The sequence below is a fragment of the Mesorhizobium sp. P2_F7 genome, assembly GCF_056403695.1.
Genome location: NZ_JBFUFA010000004.1, coordinates 84,451 through 101,671 on the forward strand (window position 1 = coordinate 84,451; position 17,221 = coordinate 101,671).

Sequence of the window (17,221 nt, forward strand, 5' to 3'; positions counted from 1 at the left end):
GGCATCCCGGCGCCGTTCAGCGCCGGATAACTTTCTGCGCCTCCCATCCATAGAGCCAGTCGAGGTCGGCGGCGAGCTTTTCGGGTGGGCGCACGGCCAGGAACAGGTTGCGGGCGACAGCCACCGGGCCGGCGGCATGCCAGGCAAGGCGGTTGACGGCGCCGCGACGTGCGGCTTTGGCGACTCGTGGCCGCCGCAGCTTTTCCCAGATTTGAAGACTTCCGGCCTGATCGGCTGGGAAATCGGCGAAGACGTCAGCCAGCGTCGCGGCATCCTCGATGGCCATGGCTGCACCTTGCGCCGCAAACGGCGTCATCGCGTGCGCGGCGTCGCCGATCAGGGCGATGCCTTGCGGGCTCGTCCACCGCTGTTGCACAACCGTATGGATCGGAAAGGCTGTCCACGGGCCGGCCAGCGCCACAAGCTTCGCCAGGCCGGGCGCAGTGCCGCGGGTGGCGCCGACGAGGATGTCCGGGTCGGCATGGCCCGACCAGCCTTCGGCAATACGCTCGCCCTTGGTGAAGGCGGCGAGATTGAAGGCGCGGCCGTTGCTGACGGGATAGGCGACCATGTGGAAGCCGGGATGCAGGAACGTGGTGACGCAGTCGACGGCGCCGATGGCGGCAAAGGCTTCGCCGGCGGCGCTCTCGGCTGCGATCGTGGCCCGCCAGGCGAGTTCGCCCGAGAAGCGGCTTTTGCCGAAGCCTGCGAGCTGCGCCCGAACCGACGACCAGACGCCATCCGCGCCGACCAGGAATTTGCCGCGCGCCTCGATCGCGCGGCCATCCGCTTCGGCGGTCACGACAACATCTTGCGGGTTGATGGCGATGCCGGCCACGCGTGCGCCGGTGATGAGCTCAATCCCCGGCCGTTCGGCCACTTGCGCCAGCAGGGCCGCCTGCAGATCGGCGCGGTGGGCGACCAGATAGGGCGCCTGCCAACGCGCTTCGGCGGCTTGCCCCAGCGGCACCCGGGCCAGTTCGCGCAGCGTCGCCGCGTCCTTCAGCACCACCGCTTCCGGCCGCAAGGCCGCCGGCAGCAGGCGGTCGAGCACACCGAGTTTTCGAAGGATGCGCGTTGCGTTGGGCGAAAGCTGGATGCCGGCGCCGGCCGCTTCGAGGCGCGACGCTTGTTCCAACAGCTTTACGGGATAGCCGCGTTCGGCGAAGGCAAGCGCCGCGGTCAGCCCGGCGATGCCAGCCCCGGCGATAATGACCTGCCGGGCCTGTGCGTCCTGCATCGGGCTTGTCGCGAAAGGCTCAGGCGGCCTGGTCGATATAGAGGCAGCCGGGCGGCTGGGTTTCCGTCGCCTTCAGCTTCGCCGAATAGCGGTACAGCGTCGAGCAATAGGGGCAGACCTTCTCATTGTCGTCGCCCATGTCGAGGAAGACATGCGGATGGTCGAAGGGTGGGTTGGCGCCGGTGCACATGAATTCCCTGACACCGATGTCGATCGCCGGATGGCCGGCATCGTTCTGGAAATGGGGAATGGAACCGCCTGCCATCGTCGTCTCCTTAACGCAGTCTCGTCTGCATCTGGATCATAACAGCTCTCTTTGCAAGATCGATGAAATGAAACTGTCGCAAAAGGCTGGCAGAGGATAAGTTGAGCCGGTTAAGCGCATGACCCCGGAAGCTGAGCGATTCCGCGACGGATCGTGCGTCACAAACACATGTTAAAGCGTCCATGGCCATCTCGGCATATGCGGCGCTCCAAAAGGAACGGTTGCGGGCAGGAAACCATGAATGAACTGAAGCCGGTGCAGAGCGAATTCATCAATGTCGAGGTGGCAAGCCCCGAGGGTGGCAATCCCGACCGTTTCGTCAACCGCGAATTCTCCTGGCTGCAGTTCAACCGGCGCGTACTCGAGGAATCGCAGAATGCGCACCACCCGCTGCTCGAGCGTGTCCGTTTCCTGTCGATCTCGGCCGCCAATCTCGACGAGTTCTTCATGGTCCGCGTCGCTGGCCTTGCCGGCCAGGTGCGCGAAGGCATTGCGCTCAAGAGCCCCGACGGCCGCACGCCCGAGCAGCAGCTCGAACAGCTTTTGCGCGAGGTCGAGCGGCTGCAGGAGGACCAGCAGAACAGCCTGTCGGCGCTGATGCTGCTGCTCAACAAGGAAGGCATTGAGAGCATCACCCGCGATGCACTGACCAAGGATGAGAAGGTCTGGCTCGAAGACCATTTCCAGGACCAGGTGTTCCCGGTGCTGACCCCGCTGTCGATCGATCCGGCGCATCCATTCCCGTTCATTCCCAATCTCGGCTTCTCGATGGCGCTGCAATTGCGCCATCGCAAGAATGGCGAGGAGATGAGCGCGCTTCTGCGCCTGCCGGTGGCGCTGAAGCGCTTCATCCGTTTGCCCGACCGCAAGCAGCATGTTCGCTTCATTCCGCTCGAGGAGGCGGTCGGCCTCTATATCGGCAAGCTGTTCCCCGGCTACGAGGTCAAGGGATCCGGCACCTTCCGCATCATCCGGGACAGCGATATCGAGGTCGAGGAGGAGTCTGAAGACCTCGTGCGCCTGTTCGAGACGGCGCTGAAGCGCCGCCGCCGCGGCTCGGTCATCCGCATCGAATTCGACAAGCTGATGCCCGGCGAATTGCGCGAGTTCGTTGCCGGCGAACTTGGCGTCTCGTCGAGCCGCATCAGCGTTCTGACCGGCCCGCTGGCGCTCAGCCAGATTTCCGAGATCGTTTCCGTGCCGCGCGACGACCTCAAGTTCACCCCTTATAATCCGCGCTTTCCCGAGCGCATCCGCGAGCATGGCGGCGATTGCTTCGCGGCTATCCGCGAGAAGGACATCGTCGTCCATCACCCCTACGAATCCTTCGACGTCGTGGTCCAGTTCCTGCGCCAGGCGATGGCCGACCCGGAAGTGGTGGCGATTAAGCAGACGCTCTATCGCACCTCCAATGACAGCCCGATCGTGCGCGCGCTGGTCGACGCCGCCGAGGCGGGCAAGTCGGTGACCGCACTTGTCGAGCTCAAGGCGCGCTTCGACGAGGAAGCCAACATCCGCTGGGCGCGCGACCTGGAGCGCGCCGGCGTTCAGGTCGTGTTCGGCTTCCTCGAACTGAAGACCCACGCGAAAATGTCGCTGGTGGTGCGGCGCGAGGATGGCAAGCTGCGCAACTACGTGCATCTGGGCACCGGCAACTACCATCCGGTCACCGCGCGCATCTACACCGACCTGTCCTTCTTCACCACCGATCCAACGATCGCGCGCGATGTCGCGCAGCTGTTCAACTTCATCACCGGCTATGCCGAGCCGACTGATGAGATGCGGATCGCCATCTCGCCGTTTACGCTGCGCAGCCGCATTCTGAAGCATATTGCCGACGAAATTGCCCATGCGCTGGCGGGCCGGCCGGCGCGCATCTGGATGAAGATGAACGCGCTCGTCGATCCGAACATCATCGACGCGCTCTATGATGCCAGCCGCGCCGGCGTCGAAATCGACCTCGTCGTACGCGGCATTTGCTGCCTGCGGCCGCAGGTGCCGGGCCTGTCGGAAAACATCAGGGTCAAGTCGATTGTCGGCCGCTTCCTCGAACACAGCCGCATCTACTGCTTCGGCAACGGCCATGGCTTGCCGTCGGACGAGGCGATCGTCTACATCTCCTCGGCCGACCTGATGCCGCGCAACCTCGACCGCCGCGTCGAGACCATGGTGCCGATCACCAATCCAACTGTGCATGAACAGATACTGGGGCAGATCATGCTGGGCAACATCATGGACAACCAGCAAAGTTTCGACGTATTGGCTGACGGGACCTCCCGGCGCGTGGCGCTGGAGGAGGGTGAGGAGCCGTTCAACGCGCAGGAATATTTCATGACCAATCCGAGCCTGTCCGGACGGGGTGACGCGCTGAAGTCGCATGCGCCCAAGCGCATCGCACAGTTCAAGCGTCGCAAGAAGCTGAACGCCGGCGTATGATTTCATCATCCCAGGGCCGGCTGCAGGATCGCCGACCGCTGTCCATCATCGACATCGGCTCGAACTCGATCCGCCTTGTCATCTATGAAGGGCTGGCGCGCTCGCCCACCGTGCTGTTCAACGAAAAGATGCTGGCTGGCCTCGGCCGCGGCATCGTTTCGACCGGCAAGCTCGATCCCGAGGCGGTGACCCGTTCGATGGAAGAGTTCCGCCGTTTCCGTGCGTTGTCCAACCAGGCCGGCGCGGAGCACATGTATGTGCTGGCAACGGCCGCGGCCCGCGAAGCGATCAACGGCCCCGATTTCATCCACCGCGCCGAGGATGTGCTCAAGACCGAGATCCGCGTGCTCTCCGGGCGTCAGGAGGCGCATTATTCGGCGCTCGGCGTCATCTCCGGCTTCCACCCAGCCAACGGCATTGCCGGCGACCTTGGCGGCGGCAGCCTGGAACTCATCGACATCAATGGCGAGGCGATCGGCGACGGCATCACGCTGCCGCTGGGCGGCCTGCGGCTGCAGGACATGGCGAAGAATTCGCTCGGCCAGGCGGCCAAGATCGCCCGCGAGCAACTGGCGCGGGCAAAGCTGTTGAAGGGTGGACAGGGCAGGCCCTTCTATTCCGTCGGCGGCACCTGGCGAAACCTCGCCCGGTTGCACATGGAAATGACCAACTACCCGCTTGGCGTGATGCACCACTACGAGATCGGTGTCGAAAGCGCCGCCAACTTCCTCCGGCAGGTTGCGAAAGGCGAGATCGAGAAGGTCAAGGGTATCGAAGGCGTCTCCAAGAACCGCCGCTCATTGCTGCCCTATGGCGCGGTCGTGCTGCAGGAGATCATGGCGGCGATGCAGCCGTCGAAGATCATCGTTTCGGCGCTGGGCGTGCGCGAAGGCTTCCTCTATTCGCTGCTCGACCAGGCCGAGCAGAAGGCGGATCCGCTGGTCTCCGCTTCGGAGGAACTTGCCCGGCTGCGCTCGCGTTCGGTCACCCATGCGCATGAGCTTGTCGAATGGACGGGCAAGACCTTTGCCGCCTTCGGCATCGACGAGACCGAGGACGAGGCGCGCTATCGTCATGCCGCCTGTCTGCTCGCCGATATAGGCTGGCGCGCGCACCCGGAATATCGGGGCAAGCAGTCGCTCAACATCATCGCTCACGCCTCCTTCATCGGCGTCGATCATCCCGGCCGCGCTTTTCTGGCGCTGGTCGGCCTGTTTCGCCATGAAGGTGTACTCAACGATGCCGCGCCGGAAATCCGCGGCCTGGCGACGCCGCGCTATCTCGAACGCGCCCGCATCCTGGCAGCGGTGCTGCGCGTCGTCTATCTGCTGACGGCGGCCATGCCTGGCGTCATGCCAAGGCTGAAATGGGAAAACCGCGGCAATGGCACGCTGGCGCTGGTGCTGCCGGCGGCACTTTCCGACCTTTATGGCGAGCGCCCGGCCGGACGCTTGGCGCAACTGGCGCGGATTACCAACCGCCGGCTGGTGCTGGCGGTCGAGGGTGGGCCGAGCGTGTCGGTGAAGTAAGGCTCTTCGTCGGGTAGACGCCTCGGTGAAGCAATCTGGAACTTCGTGACGGTGGGCAAACGCGGAGCGGAAAATCTATGACCAGCGCAGAACCATCGTCTTCGTCGGTATCCACAGCCGAAGCGCTCGGCTTCGATCCGGCGATCAAGCGCAAATTGCTTGCCGGCATCGAGGCTGGCCTGTTGCGCGACCTGCATGTCGTTCTGGCCGCCCGTTCCGGGAGCGTCTTTCTCGATCACTACACGCAGGGCAACGACGAGGAATGGGGTCGCCCGCTTGGGCAAGTCGCCTTCGACGCTGGCGCATTGCACGATCTGCGCTCGGTCACCAAGAGCATCGTCAGCCTGATCTATGGCATCGCGCTCGATAGGGGACTGGTGCCGCCACTCGAAGCAACGCTATTGGGGCAGTTTCCGGAGTACGCCGATCTCGCTGTGGATCCGGCTCGCGCCAGGATCACCATCGGTCACGCGCTGACGATGACGCTCGGTATGGAGTGGGATGAAAACCGCCCCTACAGCGATCCGCTGAACAGCGAGATCGCCATGGAACTCGCCCCCGACCGCTATCGCTTCGTCATCGATCGCCCGATCATTGCCGAGCCCGGAAGCCGCTGGATCTATTCCGGCGGCAGCGTTGCGCTCATCGGCGCGATTATCGCGAGAGGCACGGGTCAGACGCTGCCGGACTTTGCACGCGACGCGTTGTTTACGCCGCTCGGCATCGAGCACTTCCATTGGTCAGGCGGCAATGACGGCGTCGCTTCGGCGGCATCCGGGCTCCGATTGACCGCGCCGGATCTTCTGAAGATCGGCCAACTGCTTCTTCGCAAAGGCATTTGGAACGGACAAAGGATCGTGTCCGAGGGCTGGATAGCGGCGTCGTTCACGCCCGCAATCTCGACGCCGGACGGCCTGGGCTATGGCCGGCTGTGGTTCATCGGCGATGCGCCTGCGCCTGCATTCGAGGCTCCAAAACCCTGGTATGCCGGCTTCGGCAATGGTGGCCAGCGGCTTTGGCTGATGCCCGAGGCCGACATCGCCGCCGTGATCTATGCCGGAAAATACAATGCCTGGGATGCCTGGGTGACTCCGACCCGTGTCTGGCGCGAGATCATCCTGGCAAATCTCCGGCGCGCCTGACGCAGTCAGGCTGCGGCGCGGCGCCCGTCGATCGACCATGCGCCGGCGCCAGCCATGGCCAGCGCCACAAAGCCTCCGGCGATGGCAATGTCCTTCATCAGCATCTGCTGGTGCAGGAAAGCCAGCATTGGATCGTCGCCCCCCTGGCCATAATGGCCGATGGCGCCTGCGGCGATGCAGAAGGCGGCAAGCAGCAACGCGACCACCGGCGTTTGAAAGCCGACCAGGATCAACAGCCCGGCGATCAGCTCGAACAGCCCTGTGCCCCAGGCGGCAAGCGTCGGCAGCGGCAGGCCGAGATCGGCGAAATAGCCAGTCGTGCCGGCAATGTCGGCAAGCGCATGATAGCCGGACGGGATGAACAGGGCGGCGAGCAGCAGCCGGGAAAGCAGAAGCAGTGCGTCGCGGGGCATGGTCATCTCCGTTGTCTGTCCGCCCGCTGTTCTGAGCCGATCCTAGCAGGGATGGGACGCGGGCGCTCTTAGAGGGACAACGAAAAAGAGGCGCGGAAAATTCCGCGCCGCTTTTTTCAGGCTTGGGAGGAAATTCAGCCGCGCCTGGCGTCGATCGAGTAGGCACCGGGGCCGGAGGAAGCCAGCACAAGGAAACCGCCGGTGATGGCGACGTTCTTCAGGAAATGGATCATCTGGTTCTGGTCGGCCCAGCCGGTATGGGCCACAAGAGCCGTTGCGATGGTGAAGATAGCGAGCACCCAGGCGGTGATGCGGGTCTGGAAACCAACGAGGATGGCAATGCCGCCGACCAACTCGATCAGGCCGACGACAATGGCCGTTACGGTCGGCACCGGCAGGCCCATGGCGCCAAAGTAGCCGGCGGTGCCGGCAATGGCCGTGAGCTTGCCGAAGCCGGAAAGCAGGAAGATGGCGGCGAGCAGGATGCGGCCGAGCAGGATGGTGGTGGAGCTGTTGGACGCGGTGCCGGCGCCGGCGGTGGAAGTGTTGATGGACATGGTGGCTCTCCGAAATGGGTTGATGCCCTGTCAGATAGACCAAGCCGACTGTTCACCAAAGCCGTCAGTTCGGCGACGCATTGTTCACAGAATGTACATTTCCGTGATCGGTCGAAAGGCGCAAAATTCCTGTCGGATCAGCCTTCAACGGCAGTACATTTTCCCACCGCCAAATTCCTGACGGCTGGTCGACGCAATTCCCCAGGGAATCGCGAGGCGCCTGGAACTGCTTATCCCGGATGCGTCATGTCCTCGGGCCGCACCAGCCGGTCATAATCGGCCGCGCTGACCAGCCCGGTCGCCAGGGCTTCCTCGCGCAATGTCGTGCCCTTCTTGTGCGCGGTCTTGGCGATCTTGGCGGCATTGTCGTAGCCGATGGTCGGGGCGAGTGCGGTCACCAACATCAGCGAACGGTCGAGCGCCGCCTTGATGTTGTCCTCGCGTGCCTCGATGCCGACGACGCAATTGTCGGTGAAGGAGATCGAGGCATCGGAGAGCAGCTGCACCGACTGCAGGAAATTATAGGCCATCAGCGGGTTGTAGACGTTGAGCTCGAAATGGCCCTGGCTGCCGGCGAAGGTCAGCGAGGCATTGTTGCCGAACACCTGCACGCAGACCTGCGTCATCGCCTCGCACTGCGTCGGATTGACCTTGCCCGGCATGATCGAGGAGCCCGGCTCGTTTTCCGGCAGCGACAGTTCGCCGAGGCCCGAGCGCGGGCCTGAGCCGAGGAAGCGGATGTCGTTGGCGATCTTGAACAGCGCCGCGGCGGCCGCGTTGATGGCGCCGTGCGAGAACACCATGGAATCATGCGCGGCAAGCGCCTCGAATTTGTTTGGCGCGGTGACGAAGGCGATGCCGGTGATGTCAGCAATACGCGCCGCCACCTTTTCGGCAAAGCCGACCGGCGCGTTGAGGCCGGTGCCGACCGCGGTGCCGCCCTGCGCCAGCTCCTGCAGGCCGGGCAGCGTCATCTCGATGCGCTTGATCGAGGACGCCACCTGCGCGGCATAGCCCGAAAATTCCTGGCCGAGGGTGAGGGGGGTGGCATCCTGCGTGTGGGTGCGGCCGATCTTGATGATGTGGGCGAAGGCCTTGGTCTTGGCTTCGAGCGCGGCATGCAGATGCTTCAGCGCCGGCAACAGGTCATGGACGATGCGCTCGGCGCAGGCGATGTGCATGGCCGTCGGATAGGTGTCGTTCGACGATTGGCTCATATTGACGTGGTCGTTGGGGTGCACCGGCTTCTTCGAGCCCATGACGCCGCCCAACAATTCGATCGCCCGGTTGGAGATCACCTCGTTGGCGTTCATGTTGGACTGCGTGCCCGAGCCGGTCTGCCAGACCACCAGCGGGAAATGGTCGTTGAGCTTGCCGTCGATGACCTCTTGCGCCGCCTCGACGACCGCCTTGCCGATGGCCGGATCGAGCCGCTTCAACTCCATATTGGCTTCCGCCGCCGCCCGCTTGACGATGCCTAGCGCCCGCACGATCGAGGCCGGCTGCTTTTCCCAGCCGATCTTGAAATTGCCAAGGGAACGCTGCGCTTGCGCGCCCCAATAACGGTCGGCGGCGACCTCGATGGGGCCGAACGTGTCGGTTTCGGTTCTGGTCTTGGCAGCGGTCACGTGTCTCTCCGACGATCGAATTCGGCAACGGCGTATCGCGTTGCACAATGGCCTTCAAGCAGAGATTGCAGTGGTCAAGGATACAAATCGGTTGAAGCGCTCTGAACGCCGCGCTGGCGGCTGTCAGCTCGGAATCTTTTTCCGCCAACGGCGCAGCTTGGTTCGCAGATAGGACATATAGCCGAATGGAAGTGTCCGCCGTCCGGACGGCTGATACGACCGCTCCTCCAGCCGTCTATGCACGAGACCCATCAGTCTGCAACGGGCCGGAGTTTCGAGCATTCGCATGCGTTTGACGAGGCTGTCGGGCAATGGCTTTGAGCGCCAGGCGAAGTAGGCCTCGTACTCTTGCGGCGTTTCGATCAGGTGCTGGAGATAGGCTGCGAGTTCCCTGGCGCTGGCAAAGGCACTGGCGTCGATATAGGAATTCGCCGGCACGAACTCGCCCACATTCGGAGCGCCGAGGTAGACCGGCACCGTGCCGGCCAGGAACGCGTCATAAATTTTTTCGGTGACATAGTCGGCCTCGATCGCGTTCTCCATGGCGAAGCAGAATTTGTGCCGCGCAATGGTCTCGATCTTGGTTTGCGGCCCGAGATCGGGGCCTGCGACAGATCGATTGTTGAGATAGCGGCCATAGGAATCGATCTTGATGTGGCGTGCCAGTGCGGTCGCCAGATCGACCCGTCTGCTGGAATTCGTGCCGGCCGATTGGAAGAGTGCGACAGGTGCTTCTTCCATTTTGGGCATGATTGGTTTCGTCAGCACGCCCTTCCACCACGGAGCGGGCGGAAGATAGGGCGTCCAGACATCGGACCGCGATTCATGCGTCATCGTGATGTCGAAGTGCTGCAAGAACTTCGGATCGGTGACGCGTTTATAGTTCTGACCGCATTCCATCGACCAGGCCACCCAGTATTGGCCGGGATATTTGCAGGCATCGCCGATTTCGCGATAGTCCGGAAGATGGAAGACAACCGCCGCTGCCTCGGATACCTGGCGTTTGTCCAGCGTCCACCTCCCGGGCATTTCGCACTGTATCGACGCTATGTCGACGGGTTTGCCGAAGACCGTCGTGTAGAAAAGAATGAGGGGATCGTTTGACGGCATGGCGCCATGAGTGTCTGAAATATTGCTCGATGGCTAGACAGACGCGGGATTGAGAGGCTGGTCAAGCGCTGCTTGGTGGAGACAGCTACGAGGATCAACCCGCCGTATACCCGCCATCGATTGCAAAAATGCCACCGCTTGTCCACGCCGCCTCATCGCTGGCGAGATACACCGCGATGCCGGCAAGATCCCTGGTCTGGCCGATGCGGCCGAGCGGGTAGCTGCGCTCGACATAGGCCTTGAGGTCGGCTTGCGCAGCCGCCGGCAGGTTTTCGATCGACTTGCGCCGCATGGCGGTGTCGACCGTGCCGGGCGCGATCGCATTGACCCTGATGCCGCGTGGGCCGAGCTCGAAGGCCAGCGACTTGGTCAGCGAGTTCAGCGCGCCCTTGGACAGGGAATAGAGGCTCGACGGCCGCTTCGGGATCATCTTGTTGGCGAAGTAGGACGAGATGTTGATGACCGAGGGTTTGTTCCCGAAATGCGGCAGCAGCCGCTGGGTAAGGAAGAACGCCGCCGTCACATTGAGCGAGAAGGATTGCTGGAACTGGTCTTCGGTGACGGTCTCGAACGGCACCAGATAGGCGACGCCGGCATTGTTGACGAGGATGTCGAGCGGGCCGGTTGCTTTCACCCGGGAAACCACCGCATCGATGCCGGCCTCGGTGGCGAGATCGGCCGACAGTGTCTCGATTGCAGCGCCATCCTTCGCCTCCCTGGCCAGCATGTCGCGTGCCGCCTCCAGCTTGTTGCCGTCGCGGCCGACGATCAGCACGTCGGCGCTTTCGCGCGAAAACGCCCCCGCTATCGCCAGGCCGATCCCGTCCGACCCGCCCGTCACCAGCGCCCGTTTGCCATGAAGTCTCATGGTATGCTCCCGTGATTTTGGTGCAACGAATGCAGCGCTGACGGGCAAGCGCGGTCAAGCCGAAGGCGTATCGCACAGTATGAACTTCGGCTGGCTCGGGCAGGCTGCGCCTAAGCGCCGGCTGGTACAGGCTCACGCATGGCCAGTCGCCCCCCGAGATAGTTCTTCACCTGGCGGATCGCCTGTTCGCGCGACACACTTCCCGGCTGCAGGCCGAGCCTCAGCCACAGCCCGTCGATCAGCGCCGTGACGCCGAGCGCGATCTCGTCGGCCTCTTGCGGCGACGCAAGGCCGCGCAGGCCGGACAAAAGATTCGAGCGCATGCGGGCGTGAATCACCCTTTGGATACGCGCCAGCTTTTCGTCATGTGGCACCTCGGCGCACAGCGAAAGCCAGGCGTGGCAAAGGGCCGGCCGGAATTGATCCGGTTCGAAATTGCCCTCGATCACGGCGTCCAGCCGTTCGAGCGGTGTCCGCGCCCGCTTCAGTCTTGCGATCACGGCGTCGCGCAGGACGGCGTTGCCCTCGCGCATCGCATGCTCGAACAGTTCCCTCTTGTTGCGGAAGTAGTGCAGCACGATGCCCTTGGAGGCGCCGGCTTGGGCCGCGACCTTTTCCAACGTGGCTCCGGCAATGCCTTCGCGCTCAAGCAATGTGAGAGCAGCTTGCCGCAACTCCTTCCGGCGTATGTCGCTGAGACGCGTGAGCTTCAATGGATCGATCCCTGGTAGCGAATCCATGTTGACATCTTCGCCCGCTCAGATCAATGATTGACCAATGGGACAATAATATGACCAGCGGGTCAATTTAAGAGGAGAACCTGGATGTTGCGCGTGCTTGCAAATGGCGTTTGCCTCGCCACCCTCATACTGGCCCCATCGGTGGCCTGGGCCGCCGAGGCTGAACAGTGCAGGGCGGTGCGGATGGCGGAGCCAGGCTGGAACGACCTGGCGTTTACGACGGGGATAGCTGGCGTGTTGCTGGAAGCCCTCGGCTACGAGACGAAAAGCGATGTGCTCGGCATCAACGTCATTTACGAGGGCATGAAGAACAAGGATTTGGACGCGTTTCTGGGCTACTGGGATCCCGCCGGGGTCACCTATTTCGAACCCTACAAGAAAGACGGTTTGATCGAGAACGTGCGCCTTAATCTTACCGGCGCCAAGTTCACTTTCGCGGTGCCCACCTATGTCTGGGAAGCCGGCGTCAAGGACTTCTCCGACCTGCACAAGTTCGCCGACAAGTTCGGGAGGAAGATGTACGGCATCGAGCCGGGATCCAACAAACTGATGATGGACGCCATCGCCGACCCGTCGCTCGGCCTCGACGGCTGGCAGGTGGTCGAGTCCAGCGAGGCAGGCATGCTCTCGGAGGTCGGTTACGAGATCAAGGAAAAACACTTCATCGTCTTCCTCGGCTGGGCGCCGCATCCGATGAACACGATGTACGACATCAAGTACCTGACCGGCGGCGACAAGTTCTATGGCCCCAATTTCGGCGCCGCGACGGTGACGACCCAGGTGCGCAAGGGCTACCTGCAGGAATGCCCGAACGTCGGCCAGTTCCTGAAGAACCTCACCTTCGACGTGGATCTCGAAAATGTCGGCATAGGCTACCTCATCAATGACGGCATGCAGCCGAAAGAGGCTGCGCTGAAGGCGATCACGCTGAACAAGGGACGCCTGGACGCATGGCTCGCCGACGTCACCACGTTCGATGGCAAGCCAGGTCTCGCCGCTGTCAAGGAGAAGCTCGGACTATGAGGCCTGCGGTTCCGGGAGCCCCGCCCGAGAATGAGGCGCTCGCGGCTGAGCAGGACGCCTGGACCGGCCGCAAGAAGGTCATCGATGTCGGTGGGCTCGACCTTGCATATGTCGAGATTGCCGGCGTGGAGCCGCCGCTGCTCTTGCTGCACGGTTTCACCGACACCAGCCGCAGCTTTTCGCTGCTGGCGCCGCATCTTTCCGGCCGCCGGCTGATCATGCCGGACCTGCGCGGCCACGGCGCCTCGCAGGCAGGCAGGGGGTGCAGCGTCGCAGATTTCGCCGAAGACATTGCCGGGCTGATCCGGCGCCTGCGGCTCGAGCGGCCAGTCGTCGTCGGCCATTCGCTTGGTGCTATGGTGGCCATCGCATTGGCCGCGCGGCATGGTGAGCTTGTCGATGGGCTGGTTGTCATGGCCAGTACGTTGAAGCCCGAACAACCGCCTGATCATCCCCTGGTTGTCGGCGTGGCGGCGCTCCACGACCCGATTTCGCCCTCCGATCCATTTTTCGACTGGTGGCATGCCTGCGGGCCAGGAGTGCCTCAGGCTTTTCTCTCCAGCCTGGCCAGGGACGCCTCGGCGATGCCTGCTGCGCGTTGGCGGGCGATCCTCGAGGAAGTCCGCCGCACTGATCTGGCCGCCACCGCGCGGACCATCCACGCTCGCACGCTGATCATAGCCGGCGCTTGCGATCCGCTTTTCGGCGCGGCGCACCAACAGGCTCTGGCCGAGGCGCTGGCCGGGTCACGTCTTATCTGGGCACCGGGCTGTGGCCACAATCCGCACTGGGAGGATCCAGCGCTCGTCGCCGCAGCCATTGCCGGCAAATTCAGGGCAGGGGCCTGATACGAGGGGCTACCTCAGCAGCGATTGCGAGGTCGCCGACAGGCGCAACGTTTCGCTTGGTTTGGCGATGGCCGACTGCGCCGCTTGCAGGAACGCCTGCCACTGCGGCGCGTTCGCCGGGGCTGCCTCGTGGCGACCATGCGCTTCGACACTGTCGAAACCCGTGACGGCGATGAAGACGTTTTCGCCCAGGCGCACGGGCAGGCGGGGAAAGCTGTTTTCGGCGTGTTCGGTGATGAAGGCCCCGAGCAATCTCTCGCCGGCGGCCGCAAGGATCGGACCTGCATCCGATTCGAAGCGGCCGGCGAAATCGGCCTCGGCGCCGGGCCGCAGATGATGAATCCGGATGACAACAACACCGGTCAAGCGATTGTCTGTGCTCGGCTTTCCTTCCTTTGGCAAAGCACCTCGCCGCGCGCCAGACAGGTCGAAACCGGCGCCTTGCCATGCCGGCTTCAAGAGCAGCACATCGTCGGAATCGATCATCGTCGCATTGGCGGCGTCGCGGTGCGTCGTCCACACCGGCCCGTCATAGAAGGCGGTGAGCGCCTCCTTGCGCGCTTCCATGCCGTCAAAACCGCGCAGCCAGACGAACATATCGGGCCGGTCGAGGTCGCGAAACTGGCCAATGATGGTCATCCCGGCGTCTTCCTGGCCTTCGATGAACCGACCGTCGAAGATGTCGATCAGCGTCTCGCGCTGGCCGGGTTTCAGCGTGTATTGCCGCAACTCGACGACCCGCGAAGCGAGCAGACTGGTCGTTGCAGGCACATTCAGGGGCACGGTCATTGGTGTCGTCTCCAAAACAGGATGATCATCCGGTTTATAAAACAGACCGGTTGTCCTGTTTTGTCAATCTGCTATCGTCCGCGAATGTCAGCAGAGATTGCTCAGGTCTCAAAAGGGCCGCCGCGAAAACGCACCAACGATCCCGAAGGCCTGCGCAACAAGGTGCTCGATGTCGCCGAAGCATCGTTCCAGGCGCGCGGCTATCACGCCTCCGCCCTGGGCGAGCTGATGGCTAGCGCCGGCGTCAGCGGCGGCGCGTTGCATCACCATTTCCCGACCAAGAAAGCGCTGGCCTTGGCGGTGATCGAGGAGCGGGTGGCTGCCGCCCTGGACGAGACCTGGATCAGCCCGGTGAGGGCGGCTGATACGGCGCGCGAAGGTGTGCGCGCGGTCTTCGAAGCGGTGGCGGCCGAGCTTGAGCAGCAGGGCTTTGTACGCGGCTGCCCGCTCAACAATCTGGCGCATGAATTGTCGCTCGCCGACCCGGATTTCCGCGCCGCTTTGGCCGGCATCTTTGCCGGATGGCGCCAGGCGATCGCCGACAAGATCAGGGCCGATCAGCAAGCAGGGAGGGAGCAGGGCACCGACCCCGAACGCTTTGCGGCACTCGCCATCGCTGCCTATTCCGGCGCCATGTCGATGGCCAAGACGACGCAGGACGCCAGCGTGTTGCGCGATTGCCTGGCCGAGCTTGAGCCAAGCCCAACGCCGCCATTCCCGAGCCTAGCGAAGCGACGTCGCAGGATTCTGCTGCGGCCGGGAAAACCTTGAGGTCATTACAGCGCTGTCCTAGTTGGAAAGCGGTTTGATCGTCTCGTAACCGTTCACCGTTCCGAGCTGGTGCCTTCGTCGTAGCGCCGGGCGAGAGCCGCTTGCAGATCGGGCGCATAGAGCGCGGTGAATGTGTCCAGCGTCTCGCCGGCGCCGTTCTTGAAAGTCTCCGTGACGGCCAGAACATTATACTTGCAGCCGCCGACACTGAACGTCTCCTTGCCCTTGACGACCAGGCTCAATGTCTTGGTGCTCTTCGGCTGTCTGCTCGGCGACAGCTCGACGAATTCAATCGTGCTTTTTGCCCCGGTCTTCAGCGGAAACAGTTTTCGCAGATCCGAAAACGGGATCGAGGCCACCCGGCCGGTATCGCTGTCGCGAAGCACTTCGACCAGGCCGTACAGGTATTGCGTCTGCGGGGATTGCGATTCGTAGGCGTTGGTGACGGAGACCATGTCGCCGGCCACCGGCCGAAACTCGCTGCGGACGCCGGGCATTTCCAGCACGAAGCCGGCTTTGGCGGATTTTGCGTCGACGCAATCGGCGGCATGCACCGCACTTGCCGACAACAACACAACCAAAATCATCCCGATCGATGCGGTTTTCATGCTTCCCCCTCTGCTCAGTCTGCCATGCGCCAATATTAGCAAGAAATGCCGGAACTATGATGCACTATTGATTGCCAATCGTGGCAACTGGACGGCGGGGCATCGGCTGTGCTGAAACTCAGGCCATGAATCGCATCTTCACCCGGCGCAATTTCCTCGCACAGGCAGCCGGCCTTGCCATGTCTGGCCTGCTGCCGCGCGCCGCCTTTGGCCAGACCGGAAAGCGCATCCAGCCTATCGACGCTACCTTCCTGTTCATCGCCGACGTCCACGCCTGTCGCATGGCGAGCGGCTTGAGCCCCAATTGCCAGCAGGAAGGCAAGACCGACGCCGCTTTGTTGCGCAACGTCGCGGCCCTTAACGGCCTCGCCGACCGGCAGTGGCCGGCCGAGATCGGCGGCGTTGCCACTGGCCTGCGTTCGGCCGGCGGCCGCATCGGCGCGCCGCTCGGCCTTGTCGTCGGCGGCGACATCACCGACGATGGCGGCGGCCAGATCACCGAGCCCAGCGAAGGTACGCAGCTTTTGCAGTTCAGCCAGCGCTATCAACAGGGCGTCGGCCAGGACCGTGTGCACATGCCGGTCTATGTCGGGCTCGGCAATCATGATCTCGACCAGAACGGCTCGCCGCCGCATGTCGACTGGTATCGGCGTGAATTGCGCGACTATGTCGAGGTCAACCACCGCCCTGGCGTGTTCTTCAAGCCGCCGGTGCCGGCCACCGAATATGATGTCGACACCGACTGCTATTCCTGGGACTGGGGCGGTCTGCATCTCGTCCAGACGCATCGCTTTGCCGGCGACACCGGCCACGGCGCGGTGAGCAGCCTGCCATGGCTGAAGCAGGACCTGGCGACCTACGCCGCGGACGGGCGTCCCGTCATCCTGTTCCAGCACTATGGCTGGGATACTTTTTCGGTCGAGCGCTGGGATCCGGCAAAGCGCACCTATGACGATGACGGCTCAGGCGCGCCGCATTGGTGGAGCGAGGCCGACCGTCAGGCGCTGCTGGCGGCGCTGAAGGGCTACAATGTCATCGCCATCTTCCATGGCCACCAGCATGAAGTGCCGATGATCTATAACAGCGATGGCCTCGACCTGTTCAAGCCCAAGGCCGCCTATATGGGTGGCTTCGCGCTGGCCAGGGTAACCGGCGAGGCCATGGATGTGGTGCTGGGCGAGGCCACCGATGACCATGGCGAGGTAAAGTTCACCAACGCCTTCAGCAAGAAACTGACCTTCTGACACCTCCCAC

At 63.2% G+C, this 17,221-nt stretch carries 17 protein-coding genes; 7 read left to right on the forward strand and 10 right to left on the reverse strand.

Annotated elements, in window-relative coordinates:
* Positions 1–16: 16 nt before the first annotated feature.
* Entirely contained in the window at positions 17–1,240 is a 1,224-nt protein-coding gene (locus tag AC1DZ8_RS14490; protein ID WP_477309209.1) for an FAD-dependent monooxygenase, read from the reverse strand.
* 19 nt (positions 1,241–1,259) lie between these two features.
* On the reverse strand, positions 1,260–1,505 hold the full coding sequence (locus AC1DZ8_RS14495) for a zinc-finger domain-containing protein (RefSeq protein WP_436259442.1): 246 nt from the start codon (positions 1,503–1,505) through the stop codon (positions 1,260–1,262).
* A 237-nt stretch (positions 1,506–1,742) separates the two neighbouring features.
* On the opposite strand from AC1DZ8_RS14495, the gene AC1DZ8_RS14500 reads away from it, so the two are divergent.
* The 3 genes from AC1DZ8_RS14500 (at position 1,743) to AC1DZ8_RS14510 (ending at position 6,612) form a co-directional block, all read left to right on the forward strand.
* Entirely contained in the window at positions 1,743–3,941 is a 2,199-nt protein-coding gene (locus AC1DZ8_RS14500; RefSeq protein ID WP_477309208.1) for an RNA degradosome polyphosphate kinase, read from the forward strand.
* Positions 3,938–5,470: an exopolyphosphatase gene (gene ppx, locus AC1DZ8_RS14505; protein ID WP_477309207.1), complete on the forward strand. Its 1,533-nt coding sequence runs from the start codon at positions 3,938–3,940 to the stop codon at positions 5,468–5,470. The genes AC1DZ8_RS14500 and ppx overlap by 4 nt, the downstream gene beginning before the upstream one ends.
* Positions 5,471–5,547: 77 nt before the next feature.
* Entirely contained in the window at positions 5,548–6,612 is a 1,065-nt protein-coding gene (locus AC1DZ8_RS14510; protein WP_477309206.1) for a serine hydrolase domain-containing protein, read from the forward strand.
* A gap of 5 nt (positions 6,613–6,617) precedes the next feature.
* On the opposite strand, the gene AC1DZ8_RS14515 is transcribed toward AC1DZ8_RS14510, so the two are convergent.
* From AC1DZ8_RS14515 to betI, 6 genes are all read right to left on the reverse strand, one after another.
* Positions 6,618–7,025, reverse strand: coding sequence for a DoxX family protein (locus AC1DZ8_RS14515; RefSeq protein WP_477309205.1), 408 nt, complete (start codon positions 7,023–7,025; stop codon positions 6,618–6,620).
* A 134-nt stretch (positions 7,026–7,159) separates the two neighbouring features.
* Positions 7,160–7,582, reverse strand: a complete 423-nt coding sequence (locus AC1DZ8_RS14520; RefSeq protein WP_477309204.1) for a DoxX family protein — start codon at positions 7,580–7,582, stop codon at positions 7,160–7,162.
* 230 nt (positions 7,583–7,812) lie between these two features.
* Positions 7,813–9,210, reverse strand: a complete 1,398-nt coding sequence (fumC, locus tag AC1DZ8_RS14525) for a class II fumarate hydratase (RefSeq protein WP_477282257.1) — start codon at positions 9,208–9,210, stop codon at positions 7,813–7,815.
* A gap of 123 nt (positions 9,211–9,333) precedes the next feature.
* Positions 9,334–10,320, reverse strand: coding sequence for a glycosyltransferase family 10 domain-containing protein (locus AC1DZ8_RS14530; RefSeq protein WP_477309203.1), 987 nt, complete (start codon positions 10,318–10,320; stop codon positions 9,334–9,336).
* A 94-nt stretch (positions 10,321–10,414) separates the two neighbouring features.
* Positions 10,415–11,188, reverse strand: coding sequence for an SDR family NAD(P)-dependent oxidoreductase (locus tag AC1DZ8_RS14535; protein WP_477309202.1), 774 nt, complete (start codon positions 11,186–11,188; stop codon positions 10,415–10,417).
* A 110-nt stretch (positions 11,189–11,298) separates the two neighbouring features.
* Positions 11,299–11,901 carry a choline-binding transcriptional repressor BetI gene (gene betI / locus AC1DZ8_RS14540; RefSeq protein WP_477309248.1) on the reverse strand — a complete coding sequence of 201 codons (603 nt, stop codon included), beginning with the start codon at positions 11,899–11,901 and terminating at the stop codon, positions 11,299–11,301.
* A gap of 111 nt (positions 11,902–12,012) precedes the next feature.
* On the opposite strand from betI, the gene choX reads away from it, so the two are divergent.
* Positions 12,013–12,951, forward strand: a complete 939-nt coding sequence (gene choX / locus AC1DZ8_RS14545) for a choline ABC transporter substrate-binding protein (protein ID WP_477309201.1) — start codon at positions 12,013–12,015, stop codon at positions 12,949–12,951.
* A complete protein-coding gene (locus AC1DZ8_RS14550; protein ID WP_477309200.1) occupies positions 12,948–13,799 on the forward strand; it encodes an alpha/beta fold hydrolase in 852 nt (283 codons plus the stop codon). The genes choX and AC1DZ8_RS14550 overlap by 4 nt, the downstream gene beginning before the upstream one ends.
* Before the next feature lie 9 nt (positions 13,800–13,808).
* Here AC1DZ8_RS14550 and AC1DZ8_RS14555 read toward each other — a convergent pair whose 3' ends face one another.
* The gene (locus AC1DZ8_RS14555) at positions 13,809–14,588 is read right to left on the reverse strand and encodes an NIPSNAP family protein (RefSeq protein WP_477309199.1); all 780 of its coding nucleotides are present in this window, start codon (positions 14,586–14,588) and stop codon (positions 13,809–13,811) included.
* Between the two features lie 84 nt (positions 14,589–14,672).
* On the opposite strand from AC1DZ8_RS14555, the gene AC1DZ8_RS14560 reads away from it, so the two are divergent.
* A complete protein-coding gene (locus AC1DZ8_RS14560; RefSeq protein ID WP_477309198.1) occupies positions 14,673–15,359 on the forward strand; it encodes a TetR/AcrR family transcriptional regulator in 687 nt (228 codons plus the stop codon).
* Between the two features lie 53 nt (positions 15,360–15,412).
* On the opposite strand, the gene AC1DZ8_RS14565 is transcribed toward AC1DZ8_RS14560, so the two are convergent.
* Positions 15,413–15,967 carry a hypothetical protein gene (locus tag AC1DZ8_RS14565; RefSeq protein WP_477401091.1) on the reverse strand — a complete coding sequence of 185 codons (555 nt, stop codon included), beginning with the start codon at positions 15,965–15,967 and terminating at the stop codon, positions 15,413–15,415.
* A 125-nt stretch (positions 15,968–16,092) separates the two neighbouring features.
* Between AC1DZ8_RS14565 and AC1DZ8_RS14570 the strand changes: the two genes are divergently transcribed.
* Positions 16,093–17,211: a metallophosphoesterase gene (locus tag AC1DZ8_RS14570; RefSeq protein ID WP_477309196.1), complete on the forward strand. Its 1,119-nt coding sequence runs from the start codon at positions 16,093–16,095 to the stop codon at positions 17,209–17,211.
* Positions 17,212–17,221: the final 10 nt, after the last annotated feature.

Excerpts from the sequence above, each read along its gene's own strand:
- AC1DZ8_RS14490 (WP_477309209.1), bottom strand. The coding sequence starts at position 1,240 with ATGCAGGACGCACAGGCCCGGCAGGTCATTATCGCCGGGGCTGGCATC.
- AC1DZ8_RS14495 (WP_436259442.1), bottom strand. The coding sequence starts at position 1,505 with ATGGCAGGCGGTTCCATTCCCCATTTCCAGAACGATGCCGGCCATCCG.
- AC1DZ8_RS14500 (WP_477309208.1), top strand. The coding sequence starts at position 1,743 with ATGAATGAACTGAAGCCGGTGCAGAGCGAATTCATCAATGTCGAGGTG.
- ppx (WP_477309207.1), top strand. The coding sequence starts at position 3,938 with ATGATTTCATCATCCCAGGGCCGGCTGCAGGATCGCCGACCGCTGTCC.
- AC1DZ8_RS14510 (WP_477309206.1), top strand. The coding sequence starts at position 5,548 with ATGACCAGCGCAGAACCATCGTCTTCGTCGGTATCCACAGCCGAAGCG.
- AC1DZ8_RS14515 (WP_477309205.1), bottom strand. The coding sequence starts at position 7,025 with ATGCCCCGCGACGCACTGCTTCTGCTTTCCCGGCTGCTGCTCGCCGCC.
- AC1DZ8_RS14520 (WP_477309204.1), bottom strand. The coding sequence starts at position 7,582 with ATGTCCATCAACACTTCCACCGCCGGCGCCGGCACCGCGTCCAACAGC.
- AC1DZ8_RS14530 (WP_477309203.1), bottom strand. The coding sequence starts at position 10,320 with ATGCCGTCAAACGATCCCCTCATTCTTTTCTACACGACGGTCTTCGGC.
- AC1DZ8_RS14535 (WP_477309202.1), bottom strand. The coding sequence starts at position 11,188 with ATGAGACTTCATGGCAAACGGGCGCTGGTGACGGGCGGGTCGGACGGG.
- choX (WP_477309201.1), top strand. The coding sequence starts at position 12,013 with ATGTTGCGCGTGCTTGCAAATGGCGTTTGCCTCGCCACCCTCATACTG.
- AC1DZ8_RS14550 (WP_477309200.1), top strand. The coding sequence starts at position 12,948 with ATGAGGCCTGCGGTTCCGGGAGCCCCGCCCGAGAATGAGGCGCTCGCG.
- AC1DZ8_RS14555 (WP_477309199.1), bottom strand. The coding sequence starts at position 14,588 with ATGACCGTGCCCCTGAATGTGCCTGCAACGACCAGTCTGCTCGCTTCG.
- AC1DZ8_RS14560 (WP_477309198.1), top strand. The coding sequence starts at position 14,673 with ATGTCAGCAGAGATTGCTCAGGTCTCAAAAGGGCCGCCGCGAAAACGC.
- AC1DZ8_RS14565 (WP_477401091.1), bottom strand. The coding sequence starts at position 15,967 with ATGAAAACCGCATCGATCGGGATGATTTTGGTTGTGTTGTTGTCGGCA.
- AC1DZ8_RS14570 (WP_477309196.1), top strand. The coding sequence starts at position 16,093 with ATGAATCGCATCTTCACCCGGCGCAATTTCCTCGCACAGGCAGCCGGC.